Origin of the sequence: Nostoc sp. PA-18-2419 (genome assembly GCF_005869855.1) — a bacterium.
In the GTDB taxonomy this organism is placed as follows: Bacteria; Cyanobacteriota; Cyanobacteriia; order Cyanobacteriales; family Nostocaceae; genus Nostoc.
Map to the genome: position 1 here is coordinate 45,097 of NZ_SZNH01000012.1, position 17,070 is coordinate 62,166.

8 protein-coding genes and 1 tRNA gene are annotated in these 17,070 nt (G+C 42.1%); 4 read left to right on the forward strand and 5 right to left on the reverse strand.

The annotated features are described in order from the left end of the window. Window positions 1–100: 100 nt before the first annotated feature. On the reverse strand, window positions 101–961 hold the full coding sequence (locus FCR06_RS14515; protein WP_138500814.1) for a glycosyltransferase family A protein: 861 nt from the start codon (window positions 959–961) through the stop codon (window positions 101–103). A 588-nt stretch (window positions 962–1,549) separates the two neighbouring features. On the opposite strand from FCR06_RS14515, the gene FCR06_RS14520 reads away from it, so the two are divergent. The 3 genes from FCR06_RS14520 to FCR06_RS14530 all read left to right on the forward strand — a co-directional run bounded on the left by FCR06_RS14520 (window position 1,550) and on the right by FCR06_RS14530 (window position 6,538). Next, entirely contained in the window at window positions 1,550–2,731 is a 1,182-nt protein-coding gene (locus FCR06_RS14520; protein WP_138500816.1) for a murein hydrolase activator EnvC family protein, read from the forward strand. Between the two features lie 58 nt (window positions 2,732–2,789). Continuing rightward, window positions 2,790–2,862 (forward strand) — tRNA-Arg (locus FCR06_RS14525). A gap of 970 nt (window positions 2,863–3,832) precedes the next feature. Continuing rightward, window positions 3,833–6,538, forward strand: a complete 2,706-nt coding sequence (locus tag FCR06_RS14530; RefSeq protein WP_138500818.1) for a CHASE2 domain-containing protein — start codon at window positions 3,833–3,835, stop codon at window positions 6,536–6,538. Between the two features lie 118 nt (window positions 6,539–6,656). On the opposite strand, the gene FCR06_RS14535 is transcribed toward FCR06_RS14530, so the two are convergent. From FCR06_RS14535 to FCR06_RS14545, 3 genes are all read right to left on the reverse strand, one after another. Beyond that, window positions 6,657–7,424: a DUF928 domain-containing protein gene (locus tag FCR06_RS14535; protein ID WP_138500820.1), complete on the reverse strand. Its 768-nt coding sequence runs from the start codon at window positions 7,422–7,424 to the stop codon at window positions 6,657–6,659. 122 nt (window positions 7,425–7,546) lie between these two features. Continuing rightward, on the reverse strand, window positions 7,547–10,441 hold the full coding sequence (locus FCR06_RS14540) for a CHAT domain-containing protein (protein ID WP_138500822.1): 2,895 nt from the start codon (window positions 10,439–10,441) through the stop codon (window positions 7,547–7,549). Between the two features lie 104 nt (window positions 10,442–10,545). Next, window positions 10,546–14,298 carry a filamentous hemagglutinin N-terminal domain-containing protein gene (locus FCR06_RS14545; protein ID WP_138500824.1) on the reverse strand — a complete coding sequence of 1,251 codons (3,753 nt, stop codon included), beginning with the start codon at window positions 14,296–14,298 and terminating at the stop codon, window positions 10,546–10,548. Between the two features lie 319 nt (window positions 14,299–14,617). Here FCR06_RS14545 and FCR06_RS34270 point away from each other — a divergent pair, with 319 nt between their 5' ends. Beyond that, window positions 14,618–14,752 carry a hypothetical protein gene (locus tag FCR06_RS34270; RefSeq protein WP_262984673.1) on the forward strand — a complete coding sequence of 45 codons (135 nt, stop codon included), beginning with the start codon at window positions 14,618–14,620 and terminating at the stop codon, window positions 14,750–14,752. Between the two features lie 290 nt (window positions 14,753–15,042). On the opposite strand, the gene FCR06_RS14555 is transcribed toward FCR06_RS34270, so the two are convergent. Continuing rightward, on the reverse strand, window positions 15,043–16,959 hold the full coding sequence (locus FCR06_RS14555) for a ShlB/FhaC/HecB family hemolysin secretion/activation protein (RefSeq protein WP_138500829.1): 1,917 nt from the start codon (window positions 16,957–16,959) through the stop codon (window positions 15,043–15,045). Window positions 16,960–17,070: the final 111 nt, after the last annotated feature.

The window sequence follows — 17,070 nt, forward strand, 5'->3', positions numbered from 1 at the left end:
GTAATCATACAGTGATTAGCCCCATATAATTTGACAAATAAAAAAATATCTGACTGTTTACACTCAACTGTCATCAGTCTTCAACTTCAAACAGGATAATTTATTTCTTAAAGTTCCCTAAAGGGTATAAATAAAATTCATTACAAATTTCTTCTGTAAGAGGATGTTTATCAAATTGAGCAAATAAAAGTTTTTTAATACCTCGAAAAGCTTCTTTATGATTGCGCTTCAATTTAGCATATAGTGGTTCTTGCAAACAAGTGCTTTCTCCTATTTTATCTCTAACATAAATAGCACCTGGGAAAGGTAATGGCTCAATAGGTGTTCCTCGCTCTGCTAAATCCTTTTTAGCAAGTGGATGTCCTGATAAAAAGTTATCATGTCCAGTTAATGGTTCATCAGACAGTACTTTTTTAGGTAAATTAAACAAGCGGTAATTGATTAAGTTGCACGTTCCACACAATTTATAAAATTTTTCTTTTCTAACTATGATTTTGCTGCTTCCTTCGTCATATTCATAGCCCTTGTCAATGTACCACCCATTACTTTTGGGATTTTGAGCAACAAAACTTACTAGTTTTTTGCTGATACAGTCATCACTATCTACAGGCATGATATGTGTTGGTTGTAGAGATTGGGCAGCTAATAGTCCAACAGCAAGCTTCTTAGTTTTATCTATCATTTTTTCCGGTAAGGTTGAGCCGGGAATAGGAAAATTTACTTGGATGTATTGTACTTGGGGATGATGAAAATTAATTTTGGGTATTTCATGGCAGACTACAATAACGTGAAATTTTGAAGAAGTTTGATTGCAGACTGAGCGTAGACATCTTTCAAACATCTTGGATAATTCTGTCCATGATGTTGCTACTTTTGGACTTTTAATTGGGATTATAAAAACTAACATATTGCCAATATCTCCTTGCTTTTTCCAATGTCTACTCTTACTTTCAATACTCAATGAAGATGGATAGCCTGCCTTAATTAACCAGCATTAAAGTTCCATCTAGTTACAGGGTATTTTAAAAGTAAAAATATATACTTAAAAACTCTCTTTGAACTTCTCTCGTCTAGAAGAGAGCTTTGAAAGCTATTCCTTTGTGAGGAAGTAGGCAAGAAGGTTAGGTTTTGAGATTTTTGGTATTTTATACAATGCTTTTTGAACATACTCTTCAGATAAAATCGAACTTGGGCAGTGCGAGTAATTTTCTTCTGGAAATGCAGTGCAAATACTTAGCTAAAGCGTTGTTATATATTTATAATACTTTATTCGGGTTATTACGCGTCAAAAAATGTTGAAGCGTAACTAGGGTAGATTTTGTGCTAAATGCGATCGCTTCTGAGATGGCATTACACCAGAACGCTGACAGGACATTTAACTTGTGAGAAATACAGGTTCAGTCCAAAGTATTTACAAAAATCTGTCCGATAAAGCCCTTCTAACTTGCCAAGCCAATTCGACACATAGTGTTGCAGTGGGTGAATTAATCAGATTTTGGGAATAATCMTCATAGTGTTTGAAAGCATCGTTTTAGTTGGGCTGCACACTATGAGAGCGCAATTTCTAGAAAAAAAGCAGATTTTTTGGCGTTTGTGTGTTGTATTTTACTGTATTTTTTGCGTTTGTTTGGCTTTAATTCCGGTACAGGCATCTTCTATTGATAGCCTGCGCCAACAACAGCAACAAATGAACCAGCAGCATCAGAGTGTGGTTAACGAACGCGATCGCTTAACAAATCTCCAACAAGAGGCGCAAAAACACTTGACTGGTTTAAAACAAAATCTGCAAACTACAGATAGCTATATTCAACAGAGCGAATCACGATTAGAACAAGGTACCCAACGCCTCCAGCAATTGGAAACTGATTTAGCTCTAGCCCAACGTGACTATGAGGAGCGTCAAATAGCAACAGTAGCACGATTGCGTTATCTCCAGCGATCGCCAGCTAGCCAAGGATGGGCAGTTTTGCTCCAAAGTCAAAATATCAGCGACTTTATCAGGCGCCGTCATCAGTTAAAGTTAGTTTATCAAGCAGACCAGCAAATTTTACGAAAACTCAACGACCAAGCAAACTCGATAAATCAGCAAAAAACAGAAGTAGAACAGCAAAAAAACGAAATTGCTTTGATTCGCGAACAGCTACTTGCCCAAAAAGCCGATTATCAAACCCAGGCGCAATCACAATCAGAATTAATTCAACGCCTCAATAGCGATCGCCTCGCCTTAGAAGCAGCCCAAAATCAGCTAGAAAGAGAATCCAAAAATTTGGAAGTTTTGATTCAGCAAAAGGTAGCAGAAGCGGCGCAAGCAAAAACCAACAGCCGCACAAGCGTTATCATTCAAGGAACTGGGATGCTAGCTTATCCTAGCGATGCTCCTACTAGCAGTCCCTTTGGCTGGCGGATGCACCCGATTCTCGGCTATCGTCGCTTTCATGCAGGTTTAGATTTTGCTGCTAGCTATGGGAGTACAATTCGGGCAGCCGATTCTGGAACAGTGATTTTTGCTGGCTGGTATGGTGGTTATGGCAAGGCTGTAATTATCAACCACGGCAAAGGCATTACTACACTGTACGGACATACCAGTGAGTTGTATGTTACCGAGGGACAAGCAGTAGAACGAGGACAAGCAATCGCTGCTGTTGGTTCCACAGGTTTATCGACTGGGCCTCATCTCCACTTTGAAGTGCGGCGCAATGGTTCACCCGTCAACCCCGCCGATTATCTTTAAGTGATCGCCGATTCGGCTGCAAATGCGATCGCAAGCGTGCTATAATATCAAAGACTAAGGGCGCGTGGCTCAGTGGATAGAGCAACAGATTCCGGTTCTGTGGGTCGGGGGTTCAAATCCCTCCGCGCTCGTTATTTAGATTAACAAATTATTTGTCTGCATTGACTAGTTGCAGGCGATTGTGATTTCGCTTCAAATCAACAATAATTTTTTAGTAGTTATTTACACAATTTAGTTGGGAATATTACATAAAAGGTCAAATTTCTTTAGTAGCTTGCAAACTTAGAATTAAGAGCTATCAAAGGATACTAAGAGTTTGCCCTACAATGCTAAAAATTTAATTTAACTTCCTCAAAAAATAAGTGTTTAAATTTGGAGCAATTATATCGAATCTAAGCCAAATGCTCATATTAACAATAGTATGTGGATTCTTGCGCTTCTTCCTGAAAGACTCCATGGATATATACGTAAAAAATTAGATGGTGGTCAGCTTTTTATTGAACCTTTAGTAGATGGTCTTCCACTTCCAAATGGACGAATAGTACAAGAATTTTATACCTAAATATATTCTCATAATATTTTAAATCCGCTTCTGATACTTCACCATCACCGTAAACCTCATAAAACATCTTTGACACCAACCATCTACCCATAAAGCCGAAATCTTAAACTTTGCCCCATACCCTACAGTTTAAACATTTTGATAATTAAGGTAAATTTGTGGCTTGCACATCTGTGCCTTACCTTAAACTACCATTCAATCTTGTGACAAGGTGATTTTAAATACCTACAACTGTTGTTAGCCAAAGATGGAACAACTATTTTTTATCCAAAATAAAATGGATTTTAAGAACATTGTAATATGAAAAAGTCGGATAGTATTTAGGCTAATTAATTTTTTCAAGAAGAATAAATAAAAAGCGGTAAAAATCAGGTAAGAATTTCGAGAAAGTCTGATAATATCAGCTTTTTAGGAATTAGATAAACAGAAAAACCAATTAATGATAAGTTAATCTTGTTTAGCTAATTTATAAATGAAAAACAAACTTTTATAAAAAAGCATAAGATATTTCCATTCTTGCTTTGTAAAGGATAACCTTGATGACAGCAGCTAAGTTAAACTTTGAATATCAAATCGGAGGTAGTCTTGAGAGTAGTGCTCCTAGCTATGTGGAACGACAAGCCGATTCGGAATTTTATAAAGGGTTAAAAGCGGGTCAGTTTTGTTATGTACTGAACTCGCGGCAAATGGGTAAGTCTAGCTTGCGAGTGCGAACAATGCAAAGGCTGCAAGCAGAAGGGATAGTCTGTGTTTTTATTGACCTGACAGGAATGGGTACGCAGAATGTAACTTTGGAAAAGTGGTATGCAGGGATTATCCAATCTTTGGTGAGTAGTTGCCAACTGCACTCAAAAATTCAATGGCGGACTTGGTGGCGCGCTCGCCGGGATTTGCTTTCATCAGTGCAGTGCTTTAACCAATTTATTGAAGAAGTACTGTTAGTAGAGGTTCAGCAAGATATAGTTATTTTTATCGATGAAATTGATCGAGTTTTGAGTCAGAATTTCTCATTGGATGATTTTTTTGCTTTAATTAAATTTTTCTTTCAGCAACGAGAAGTTAATTATGAATATAGGCGTTTGACTTTTGCACTATTGGGGGTAGCAAATCCTAACCAACTAATTCAAGATAAGAACCAGACACCATTTAATATTGGCAAGGCAATTGAACTACAAGGATTTCAGCCTGAGGAAGTGCAACCATTAATAGATGGTTTGAAAGGCAGAGTCACCAATCCGGAAACGGTTTTAATGCAGATATTAGAATGGACAGGCGGACAACCGTTTCTCACGCAAAAGCTGTGTCAGTTGATAGTTTTAGAGTCAACTGCTCAAAAATTTTCCTTGGTCGAGCAAGTAGTCAGGTCGCGTATTGTTGAAAATTGGGAATCTCAAGACGATCCCGAACATTTGAGGACAATTCGCGATCGCATTTTGTACAGAAACGAACAACGTATGGGGAGATTGTTGGAGTTATATCAGCAGATTTTACAGCATGGAGAAATTGCTGTTGATGGCACTCCCGAACAAATCGAATTACGACTCTCAGGTTTAGTAGTCGAACGACAAGGCAAACTTAAGGTATATAACCGCATTTACGAAGCTGTGTTTAACCAAACTTGGGTTGAGCAAAAGTTAGCACAGTTGCGACCTTATGCAGAAGCGATCGCTCTTTGGTCAACCTCAGCCTGCCAAGATGAATCTTATCTGTTGCAAGGACAAGCTTTACAAGATGCCTTAGCTTGGGCATTAGGTAAAAGCCTTGGCGATTTAGATTATCAATTTTTAGTTGCAAGTCAAGACTTAGCCAAACGCCAAGCCCAAACGTCACTGCAAGCATTAGCACAAGCCAGCAAACTTTTGGCACAAGCCAGACAAAAAGCCAAACAGCAAGTTTTACAACGTCGAATTGGCTGGAGTTGGATACCACGAATTGCCATTTGTATAACTGCACCTATACTGCTGCTGCGTTTTGCTGGGCTATTACAAGGTAGCGAGTGGAATATGCTCGATAGTTTTTTTCGCTGGCGGCTGTTGCTAGAGTCACCGGAGAAGCGAATAGCGATTGTTACTATCGACGAACAAGATATCAAAAAAGCGGGAAAGTGGCCTATCCCAGATCGAATTTTAGCTGAGGCAATTGCTAATATTAAAGCCCAAAAACCGAGAGCAATTGGTTTAGATATTTATCGAGATTTGCCAGTAGAACCTGGACATCAGGACTTGGTTAACATCTTCCAATCAACTCCTAACTTATATGGAATTGAAAAAGTCGTCGGCAAGAAAATTAATACTGTCGCGCCTCCTCCCACTCTTAACCCAGAAAGAGTAGGCTTTGCCGATCAGGTGGTAGATGCAGATGGTAAGGTGCGGCGGGCGTTATTGTCAGTAGATTTCTCGAAAACTGAAGTGCGCTACAGTTTGGCGTTGAAGTTGGCACAACACTATCTACACAACGAAGGAATAAACCCAGAAGTAATTGACAACGACCCCCAACGTCAGCGGTTGCGTTGGGGAAAAGCCGTCTTTGAGAGATTTGAGGGCAATGATGGCAGCTACGTTCGTGCTGATTCTGGAGGTTATCAGATTTTATTAAACTTTAGAGGAAATCAGCAAAATTTTGCTACCTTCTCTTTAACAGATGTATTGGAGAAACGCATTCCCTTTGATAGTTTACGCGATCGCTTAGTTCTAGTCGGTACTACTGCTGAAAGCATTAAAGATGTACTTTACACGCCTTACAGCAGCGGTCTATTGAATTCCGCTCGACCGATGACAGGGGTAACTGTTCATGCCAACATTGTCAGTCAAATCATTAGTGCTGCTTTGGATAACAGACCTTTACTTCATGTTTGGCAAGACCCGATAGAATGGCTGTGGATTTTAGTCTGGGCGGGATTAGGAGCAGTCATCAGCCGACAGTTGAGGTCTTCAATTGCGATCGCTGCTAGTATCGTCTTTGTCAGTGCGGGGCTTGTAGGAGTTGGCTTTTTAGCCTTTTGCTGGGGCTGGTGGCTTCCGATGGTGCCTTCGCTGTTAGGGTTTTTTGGGTCAGCAGTCGTCCTAGAGTTAATTACTTACAAGCAACTTGAAAAACTCCAATTTCATCAGACTTTGGCACTACTTTTAGAATTGTACCAAGATTGTCCTCTGACAGGAGCAATTGCAATTGAATACCTCAAGCAGTCAGAAAGCCAAGATCGTCAAGCTTTGATCGAGCAACAGTTGGAAGAAAAACAGTTATAGCAGGAGGCAGTTCGCGTAGCGTGTCGAAGACAAGGCAGCTATGCTGGAGGTAGAACCATTATTATTCCTAGCATTCACGCTTGTCATTATGTCCTAACCTATATGACTACGGCTATAGCTAATTCTCCAATCGCAACGGTTGAGTAGCGATCGCATCTAACCCAGCAGACTTGAGAAAGTTAGTCCAGATATCTGCTACGGCTTGATTCTTAGGTTGAGTATTTTTAATTCGAGCTAGGGCGCTCGCGGCATCGTACCAAATTCCTTGTTGACTGTAAACATTTGCCTGCTCTAGATCTGTCTTTTGATAATTCTGAGATTGAGGCAAAGCTACACGGCGTACCCATGAGGTAATTACTGGATCGTTAGGGCTAGGTCTTTCCCCGCATACCAACACCATAGCCCACTGATAATTTTTGCCTACTTCTAGAGGAGGTGCGCTGTCCGCTGACTTGAGGCTAATAATCCCAGGTTTACCTGCGATCGGAATGAAGGTTTGGGAATAAACCCGATCGTCTTCTGCGATCAAGCTTAAGATTACTTGCTTGGCAGATGTTGGCGGTAAATATACCAAAAATGTTGGATGATCTGCTGTCGTTAACCCAAAGTTGCTGTCAGAGGGCACAAGGGCTATGGAAGCAGGTTGGTTGGATGCTGTAGTAGTTGATGTGGCATCTTGAGGACATTGTAAATTGCCACGCGACCCTGCTGATAATGTAGATTCTGGCTGACCCAGACTTGGTGGTGGTTTGAATATTATCTGCTGGCTTTTTGAACGATTAGTTGGCGTGGGTATATTTGTAGTTGATTGGGCAATTGTGGTTTGCGTCCCAATTAGAAACAACCCTACGGCAATTAAATAAAGCAACTGTTGACTATTTAACATCGGTTATCCTCCGGTAAAGTCAAACGTCTTTAAAGTGATACCAATTAAAAATTCTCAATTCCGAAAATAAAGCAAACTTCTTGCAAAAATCCAGTCCCCATTGCCAATCCCCTACTTGCTATTTACAACCAATTACCCACTAAGACAAATGGTGCCCAGTAGTAAGGATGACGATATTTTGGCGATCGCAACACAAACAGTTGAGCTTGACGAAGTGCCTCCGCTTTAGTTACTCCAGGTTTGTTTAATTCCAAATACAACTTGTTCATTAGTTGGGCTGTTGATTCATCTTGTACTGACCAAAGTGTTGCTAACGTACTACGTGCCCCTGAACGCACCGCTACTCCTGCAAGTCCAAGAACCGCCCGCCGATCGCCGACTGCGGTTTGACAAGCACTCAAAATTAACAATTCCAAAGGACTGCGACCGGGGCGATCGCGTGCTTGCAATAATTGGTCTAATTCTTTAACATTGATGCGACCATCCCAAGTCAACAAAAAGGTATTTTCAGCTTGAGAAGAAAACTGACCGTGGGTTGCTAGGTGAACGATAGGGAAAGGGACATTGTTGATTTGAACTTTCAGCCGATTGCGGGTAAAGTCTTGGTTTAAAAGAACTTCTGTCGGCACCACCTCGGCAATTTCTTGAACTTCCTGTTTGACTCCTGGCAGTGAGGAAAACCCAAGTCTTGCCTCAACCAAACCTCCAGCTAAAGTTTGCAATTTGTTTGGAGAAAGCGATCGCGAATATAACAGCTGCAAACCCGGACTCAAAGCTAGGTTATATTTTTCAATTAGATATTGCTGCTGCTGGCGATCGTAAAGTACCGACATCGGCACTCCGCGCAGCACTCCATCTAATACAAATGCCAAAGTTTTAATCTGATCTTTTTGCAGTTCTGCCTCAACTGGACGAATTAACCAGTCATAAAAAGTTTGTCGTGCCTGAATTCCAGCTGAGTCAGAGATGTAACGGTTGAAGCCAACGAACAGCTCGTCAAAGACGCGCTCGACTTCCCCCGGCTGAGAAGCCATTAAGGGAGTTGCGTAGTATTTTAAGGGTTTTTGAGGTCGAGATAAAATCACAGCCAGCCGATCTGGCAAAATAATCGAGTAGATGACCGCAGCACTGGGATCTAACTGGTCGATTGGTTGGGGTTGGCTGGTTACACAAGCTTCCCGAAAGAAGTTAGTCAGTTCTGCTAGCTGGAGTGCTTCTATGACATCACGAGCTTGCTTAAGATTCTCCTGACTAATCTCTGTTGGTATCTGTTGAGAAGCAAGGGGTTGTAAGAGTAAATTGACTAACTCTCGGTAAACTGGTTCTACAGTGTCACGAAAAGTAAATTGAATTTCTGGATTAATACCAATCAAGTCTTGACGCAAGGACTGAAGAGTTTCATAGGCTATCGTGTAGGCTTGCAACGCGTTTTTTTGCTCTTGCTGAGTTTGATAAATCCGTCCTAACTGCCACTGCCACAGATAAGTAATACTAGAACTATTAAAAGCAGATTTCTGCTGCAAGGCTTGTTGAGTTAATTGTCGTGCCTGTGCCAAGTTTCCCGTTTGCTGATAAACTCCTCCTAGATAACCACGAGCATCAGCTTCGGCTTGCCTGTCTTTTAATTGTTGGGCTTGATTGAGAKCTGTTTGTAAAATTTGGCTAATTTCCGACCATGAAGGAATTTTTGCTGATTCAAGAGTCTTAACACCAGCGCTTGTAGATGCATTTTTGACAAAGCTACATAGTTGCAGAATTGGGGATAGAGCATTTAATGTTTCACTCAGTCCCGATCGCAAACACATCAAACTCTGGGCAAAATTGATATGAGCATAGACACTTGAATGGCTAGCAGATAAGTTACTGAGGCTAGATGTAACTTCGGACAGCAGGGTTGGGACTTCAGACCATTGTTGAGTTTGTATTAAGAGGCTAAATCGATTCAATTGCCCTTGGCTTTTGATGTCTGCTGAAATAGATGATTCAGCTTGGCGATAGCAACTAGCCGCTTGTTGATAAAATTCCATAGCATTGTCTGTACTAGCTACTGGAATGCAGTCTGTAGTCTGGGTAGACGGCTGTTGGCTGTTTTGTTGCAACTGCATCTTTTTGTTGCCCAAGGCTCGCGCTGTGTTGCCTAAACTCAGGTAAGTAGCAGCCAGATTTGGTAAATCGCCTGATTGTTGAGCTAATAGCCCAGCTGTCAATAAGACGGTTTGCGATTGTTCGAGTTGACTAACAACGCGTAAAACATTACCGAGACTACGTAAAGCCAAGATATTTAAGGACGAAGAATTTCCTTTATTGACACGTTCTTTTAAGGCTGGCAATTCTTCCTTGGCAATCTGGCAGTTTTGATAATCCAGCTCTAAAACTTTTAATAAAGTCTTGCAAGCCCTGGGGTAAAGACCTAAATCTTGCATCGCTTGGGCTTGATTAATCTGGTTTTTAGTTAAGCCGTTTTGATTGCCGAGAGTTTGATAGATATGGGCTGCTTGTTGCCAAGTTGCAAGAGCTGCTTCTGATTCTCCCACTGCTAGTTGCAGCTGTCCTTGAATGTCTAAAGTAGAACTGAGGATTTGCGATCGCTCTGGTGTCTTTGCCTGTGTTTGAAGAATATTTAAACTCGTAGCGATCGCATCTTTAGCTTGCTCCCACTTGCCGAGTTGTTGAGCAGTCAAGGAAAGATTGCTTAAGGCCATTGCTTGGTTAAGTTTATCTCCTCGCGCTGTAAAAGCCGCAGCAGCTTGTTCCCACACGCTCAAGGCTGACTCAAATTGTCTGTTTTCGTAAAGCGATTTGCCTTGTTCGACCAAATCGAAAACCTGCTGAGTTTGAATGATCGCAATTGATGCCCAAACGCGATCATTTAACAGCACTCCGCCCACAGACAAGAAAAATAACAGGACTACCAAAATTAGTGATCGCCTTGGGGAGCGATTACTTGGCAAGAAAAATGCCCTAAGCGTAGGCGCAGCCCGTCGTAGACATCGCCATCCGTGCTGTTTCAAACTCATACCTTCTTCTTTTTGTGAAGCTATTTAAGAAAAATACCTATTTTCAATCATTTCACGAAATTACTGACATAATATGCCTCCTCTGCCCCCCTGCCCTCTACCTCTCACCGTCCAGGACAACTACTTAAATTTTTAGCTAAACGATGGGTTCCAATAACAGTAGGATTGTAGGCAGTAAGAACGATTTCCCCTTTATCGTTGAATACCCATCCTTGAGCTGGCACAATTTGGCTGGAGATTTGGGATTTAAAATTATGCCGAGAGGAGGTTTGCTGTAGTGGTTTAACATTCCTATCGCTTGTAACTGGTTCAACTAAACCAACCTGAGTAGCTTCCTGGCTTAAGTCTTCGTTAGGACTAGGAGGTAAACCACCACGTCCGGTGATGGTAAATTCACTGCCAACACCTCTGCTACAAGGATTTTGGGCAATTTGGTCATTGGGATCGATAACAGTTGCGGGTAATTCTACTAAATTCCGGCTGGGATCGATTGGTTCATTGATGTTCACCACTCCCGGATTGCCACCAAACTCTGAACTAGCGGTGATGTCATTTAACATATCTCTAGGCCGATCGCGGAATTCAATACCAAAGATACCAGTAGCAGTGATATCAACACGACCACCGTTACCATAAGTTGCATTGGCGGTTATATCGCTACCCTTTGGTTGTGAGGGGAAGGCAACTATAAATTGGGTATTAATGTCAATGTTCCCACCAGTACCAGTTGCTCCTGGTTGACTTTGAGTACCTGCGTTGGTAGTGATTTTGCTGTCGCGTCGCATCTGCAATAAATCTGCTATTTGTAAGTTGATACTACCGCCTGTTTGTTTAGCGGTTTCGGCTGAGATTGTTCCCCCATCCAAAGTTAAAGAGTTGGCTTGCACATCTATATCACCTCCGGTTCCGCTTCCCCTGCTATTCACAGAGAGTTCGGCACCATTTTGAATCAGCACATTTTTGGGAGAGGCAAGCACGATATTACCGCCAGTACTAGTAGAAGTATTTTCAGTCTGAGCTAATACTGCGGTTCCTAAGTCAGACATAATAAGGCTATTTGCCGCGTTCAGCGTTATATCGCCTGCTTTGGAACTACCTGAAGTGTTAGTGCGGATTTGTCCACCACTGAAGAGGTCAATATTGTTAGCCGTGACATTAATATTACCAGCATTACCATTTCCATTAGTATTAGCACTGACAAAACCTGCATTACCGATCTGCAAGTGAGGAGTGGTGATTGTAATTCCCTGTGAGGCTCCAGTTGCCCCAATTCCGACTTCACTGGCAAGACTGGAACTTAGAGAGCGATCGCCAGATGTGCCGTCAACAACTACATTATCGGTAGCTGTAACTTGAATCGCGCCAGAATTGCCCTTTCCCAAAGTAGTAGTATTTAACTGAGCGCCATTGGTTACTCTCAGGATGGGAGTACTGATTTCAATCCCTCCAGAATTGCCTATAGCAGCAGCCGTAACTTCGCTAGTTGCAGCACTGCCGTTACCTTTGCTCGATTCCCCATCAAAGATTACGCGATCGCTAGCAGCTATGCGGATCGCGCCTGCATCACCAGAACTTTTGGTACTGGCATCCAGAAACGCACCTTTCGTTACCTCTAAGATCGGAGTATTAATCGCAATCCCGCCCGATTTTCCAACTGCTCCGTCAAAAACTTGACTCAATATAGATGTGCGAAAGTTATATATAGATTCGCCACTTACTACTACCCCATCGCGGGCATTAATATCGATTGTGCCTGCATTGCCTTGCCCAGAAGTACTAGCACTGAGTTGAGCGCCGTTGGTAATAGCAAAACTTCCTGCATTAATCTCAATGCCGCCTGAGTTGCCAACAGCATTTTGTTGCACTTGGCTGAATACTGTACTCAAGAAATTTTTCTGGGATTCGCCACTTACTACTACCCCATCGCGAGCATTAATGGCGATTGTGCCTGCATTGCCTTGCCCAGAAGTACTAGCACTGAGTTGAGCGCCGTTGGTAATGGCAACACTACCCGCGTTAATCTCAATACCGCCTGAGTTGCCAACAGCATTTTGTTGCACTTGACTGAATACTGTACTCAAGAAATTTTTCTGGGATTCGCCATCTACCACTACCCCATCGCGGGCATTAATAGCGATTGTGCCTGCATCCCCCTGTCCGGAAGTACTAGCACTGAGTTGAGCGCCATTGGTGATGGCAACACTACCCGCGTTAATCTCAATACCGCCTGAGTTGCCAACAGCATTTTGTTGCACTTGGCTAAATACTGTACTCAAGAAATTTTTCTGGGATTCGCCATCTACCACTACCCCATCGCGGGCATTAATGGCAATTGTGCCTGCATCTCCCTGCCCAGAAGTACTAGCACCAAGTTGAGCGCCGTTGGTAATAGCAACACTACCCGCGTTAATTTCAATGCCGCCTGATTTACCAACAGCTCCGTTTTCCACTTGACTTTGTACTGCACTTAGGGAATTGTAACGAGATTCTCCCCCAAAGACTGCCTGACCTGCGGCAGTAATGCGAATCTTCCCTGAATCTCCTCTGCCTAAAGTGTTGGTATCGAGGAAACCACCATTCGTTACTTGAACGCTACCCGCATTAATCTCAATCCCGCCGGAATTGCCTTGGGCATTTTCTCTAACTTGACTCAGTAGCGAGCTGCGCGGATCGATGACAGATTGCCCATCAATAACCACTCGATCACTGGCGATCGCTCGGATTGTACCTGAATTTCCCTGACCTTGGGTACTTGCATTCAGTTGAGCGCCATCACTCACTTCCAGAGAATTAGCTTTGATATTGATGTCACCAGAGTTACCTTGCGCTCCAGCCTCTACTTGATTGAATGCTCCACTAATCGACCTATTGACAGATACGCCACTAAAGACTACGTGATCGCTGGCATTAATTTCAATATTTCCTGCCTCAGTTCCAGGTGAACCTAAACCTGGGGCTATTCCGGCTAATAACCGACCTCCTCCCTCAATATTGACGTTACGACTGTTAATTGCAATACTACCGCCACCTCCAGCGGCAACATTCACCACTGCTTCTTTAGAGAGGGACACATCACCTCGTTCAACATTATTGGGAAAACTTAGAGAAGCAACTCTTGGTATTCCTTGGGACTCTTGAATATTAAAACCAACTGTTCCCGCACCAGTCAATCCTCCTAACTCAATGCGACCCCCAGCTACCTGTAAGTTTCCCCCATCAAGAATGACATTTCCACCGACTAGCGCTAAAGTATTTTCCGGCAGTAAGTAAAGACCAACAGATTGATTGACGATGCTTTCGGGATTTTGTCTCAATTGCAAGGCTACAGGAATATTTACTGTTAAAAGTGGTGGGGCTTGGGGGTTTGTAGCGCTAAACTTCAATCCATTATCAAACACTAGACTATCTGCACTAGAAGCTACAAACGAACCTCCTAAATCCAAACGAGCATTGGGACCAAAGACAATTCCATGAGGATTAATGAAAAATAAATTGGCATTGCCTAAAACTCCCAGAGTTCCTAGAATATTCGAGGCATTATTCCCTGTCACCCGCGTCAAAATATTACTAATTCCACCAGGATTTGTAAAATAGGCTTTTGCTCCGTCGTTAATGTTAAATTCCTGGAAGCTGTGAAACAAATTGCTTCCTTGAATTGCTCCCCCATTAATTCTATCGATGGGACTGCCGTTGAGATTATCTGGTACTACAACTGAATTTTGATTGCCTAGAGTTCCATCAGGGATGATTTGTGCTTTTACCGAACAAGAAACAATACCAGACAACAAAACCAACACAAGATTCACCTCTAGAGTTAGAAGTAGATGAGACAGGAGCTTACGCTTGAGGTATTGCATAACTTTTGACTAAAAATTAAGGGTGTAGGGGTATAAGGGGGAAGAGGGAATTTTCTTTTTGGCGCACCCTACTCTCGAAACAGAGGGGTACAATACTAAGTTACAGGGATTCTTATTTGCATGAAATACAAGATACTTTAAGTAAGTAGCTAGGAAAATTTATTGTTGAGGTAAGGCAGGAGGCAGGGGGCAGAAGGCAGGAGGAAAAAGAGTTTTAGTCTAGTTAATCTTTGTTGGCATAGTTTGGTTTTATTCTACCGACTTACTTACTCTGTTTTATCCACATACCTCTATTTTTGGAACTAAGGTGAGTTAAATTTTGCAAGCCAATGCATTAACAATGCAAGCTAATACATTAACAATGCAAGCCGATGCATTAACAATGCAAGCCGATGCATTAGCAATGCAAGCTAATACATTAACAATGCAAGCCGATGCATTAACAATGCATTGACTTGCATTAACAATGCAAGCTAATACATTAACAATGCAAGCCGATGATTTCAAACAACTGAGAAGCGCTATAATCGCATCCCTTATACCAAGTCCGGCTAATTAGTTATGGCTAATTAGTTATAATTCCCGAATCTATGCAGAAAGCTCAAAAACCTTTCCCCTGTACCCCTCTGCTCCCCTGCCCCTAGAGCGGTCTAAATGATAAGTCTTTAACCGGACACGATATTACATCTCTAGTTTGTTGACTCTTAAACTTTTGCTAATCAGAGATTTCTAGGCAAAAAATTTTTAGAAAGGACTTCCCACTATTGAGAAATAAAAACCGTCTTCTTGTAAAGTCCTGCCTGTGTCTTGAATATCAGTTAATGGAATCCCATAATCAAGACGAGCATTGAGGCGATCGCTCATTTGCCATTGTAAACCCAATCCCAACCCCAGCAAGGTATTAGGATTGGGGTTGGGATTGCCGGAACTATTCCAACCCACACCAAAATCAATAAACGGCACTACTTGCAAAACTCCTCCAACATTTTTTACCCGCAGTACTGGTAATTGCACTTCTGCTGATGCAAAAAAGCCGTTATCTATCAACAGAACATCCTGTCGATAACCCCGGACACTATATAATCCACCCAGCGCAAATTGCTCTAGAGGTACAAGGGCGCGAGTTGACAATTGCAGGTCAGAACGTATCACTAGTAAAGTCTGTGGTGCTAAAACTCGCACGTATTGTCCTTGCCCTCGCCAGGAAAAAAACCGAGTATCAGGAGGGTCATTGTTGACTGTAGCATTAAAGATATCTAAACCCAAGTTAAATTGAGAGCGCAAAGCTAAGGCTTGTCGAGAATTCCGCTGCTGATATTCCTGGTAGAATTGCAAGGCTGAGATCCGAGTCTCTCCTTTTTCATCAGCACCCGCTGAAAGAGGAAAACCACTACCTAGCAGTTGAGATTTGCTTTGTTGTCGTAACGCGGATAGACCCACAGCAAATTCTTTGTTGGGAGATAAGATTAAAGGTTGGCGAAAACCTAACTCGAAGTAATTAGAATTACCAATAATATCTATGCGGTCAAAGGGTGGTTCGACAATTTCGGTATTTGTCAATCCACCTCTAACGGTAATTGTGCCATTACGAGCATTAACAGGTATGTTGTACCGCAAGTCAAGAGCGTTGCTACCATCAGTATTGATATATTCTAAATTCAAGGCATCCCCAAAACCGAATAAATTTCCTTGGTTAATCCGGACACCACGGCGTAAGCTACCGACGCTAGGCGCACGACCATTATCTATAAAAAATTCTGTATGAAATGAGTCTGCTTCTACTACCTTGACTGTCAGTATACTTAATTCGGGACGCGACCCAGCAGACAATTCGGCTGATATATTCTGAATTAGGGGGTCGAGTTGTAATAGTTGCAAAGCTGAGAGCAAACGCTTTTGATTTAGGGGTCTAGTTGTGGCTAATGCTAATCTGCTCTTGATGTAGTTCGAGTTCAACCGTCGTGTACCCGTGACCGCAATTTCTTCTAGTCCTCCTTCAATAATCTGGATTTTGACGACAGACCCTTGTTGAGACAAGGTTTGACCAGCTGGAATCACAGCACCGCAATTAATATACCCCGCATCGGTATAGAGTTTAGTAATAGCAGCCTCGACTTGAAGTAATTCTGCAAAGGTTAGCGATCGCTTGGTAAATTGAGCAGTAACTTCGGTTAACTTTTTGTCACTAAATGCTGTATTTCCATCAAACTCGAATTTGCTCACAATAATAGTTTGGGGAAGGTCTAAGCGTTCTTCAGAAGGGGGAGTTTGAAAAGGAAGCTCAAGGTCAGGTTTTAGTCGTGGTTGCGGGATAGGGATTGGCTGTTTTGGCGGTTTTGAGTCGAGAACCTGAGACAAAATTGGCAATGATGTCAATTGATTCGATTTTAATGAGCCTATTGTTCCTACTTGGCTGTGATGGAGTTGAGGCTTGCTAGTTAACAAGCTTTCTCGCACACCTACGTTTTCAATTTTGTTAACAGACAGTCCCTTGCTTTTAACGTTGAAACTGAAGCGCGAACCGTTAGCACTTTGGAGTTTATCAAGCGAAATATGAGCCAAAGCGCCACCTTTATCGAAGGCAATTAACACTCCTAGTATTACCAACATTTTTAAAGCTAGTGTTAAACACCAGAAGGATGGACACCATACTTTCGTCATTATTAATAATGCAGAAGTTTTGTACTGTACAAATTAACCAAAGTCTGAATGATAATATTTGGTCATTGCCAGCGTCATAACAAGTTTTATCATGATTTTGCAGTCCTTGTA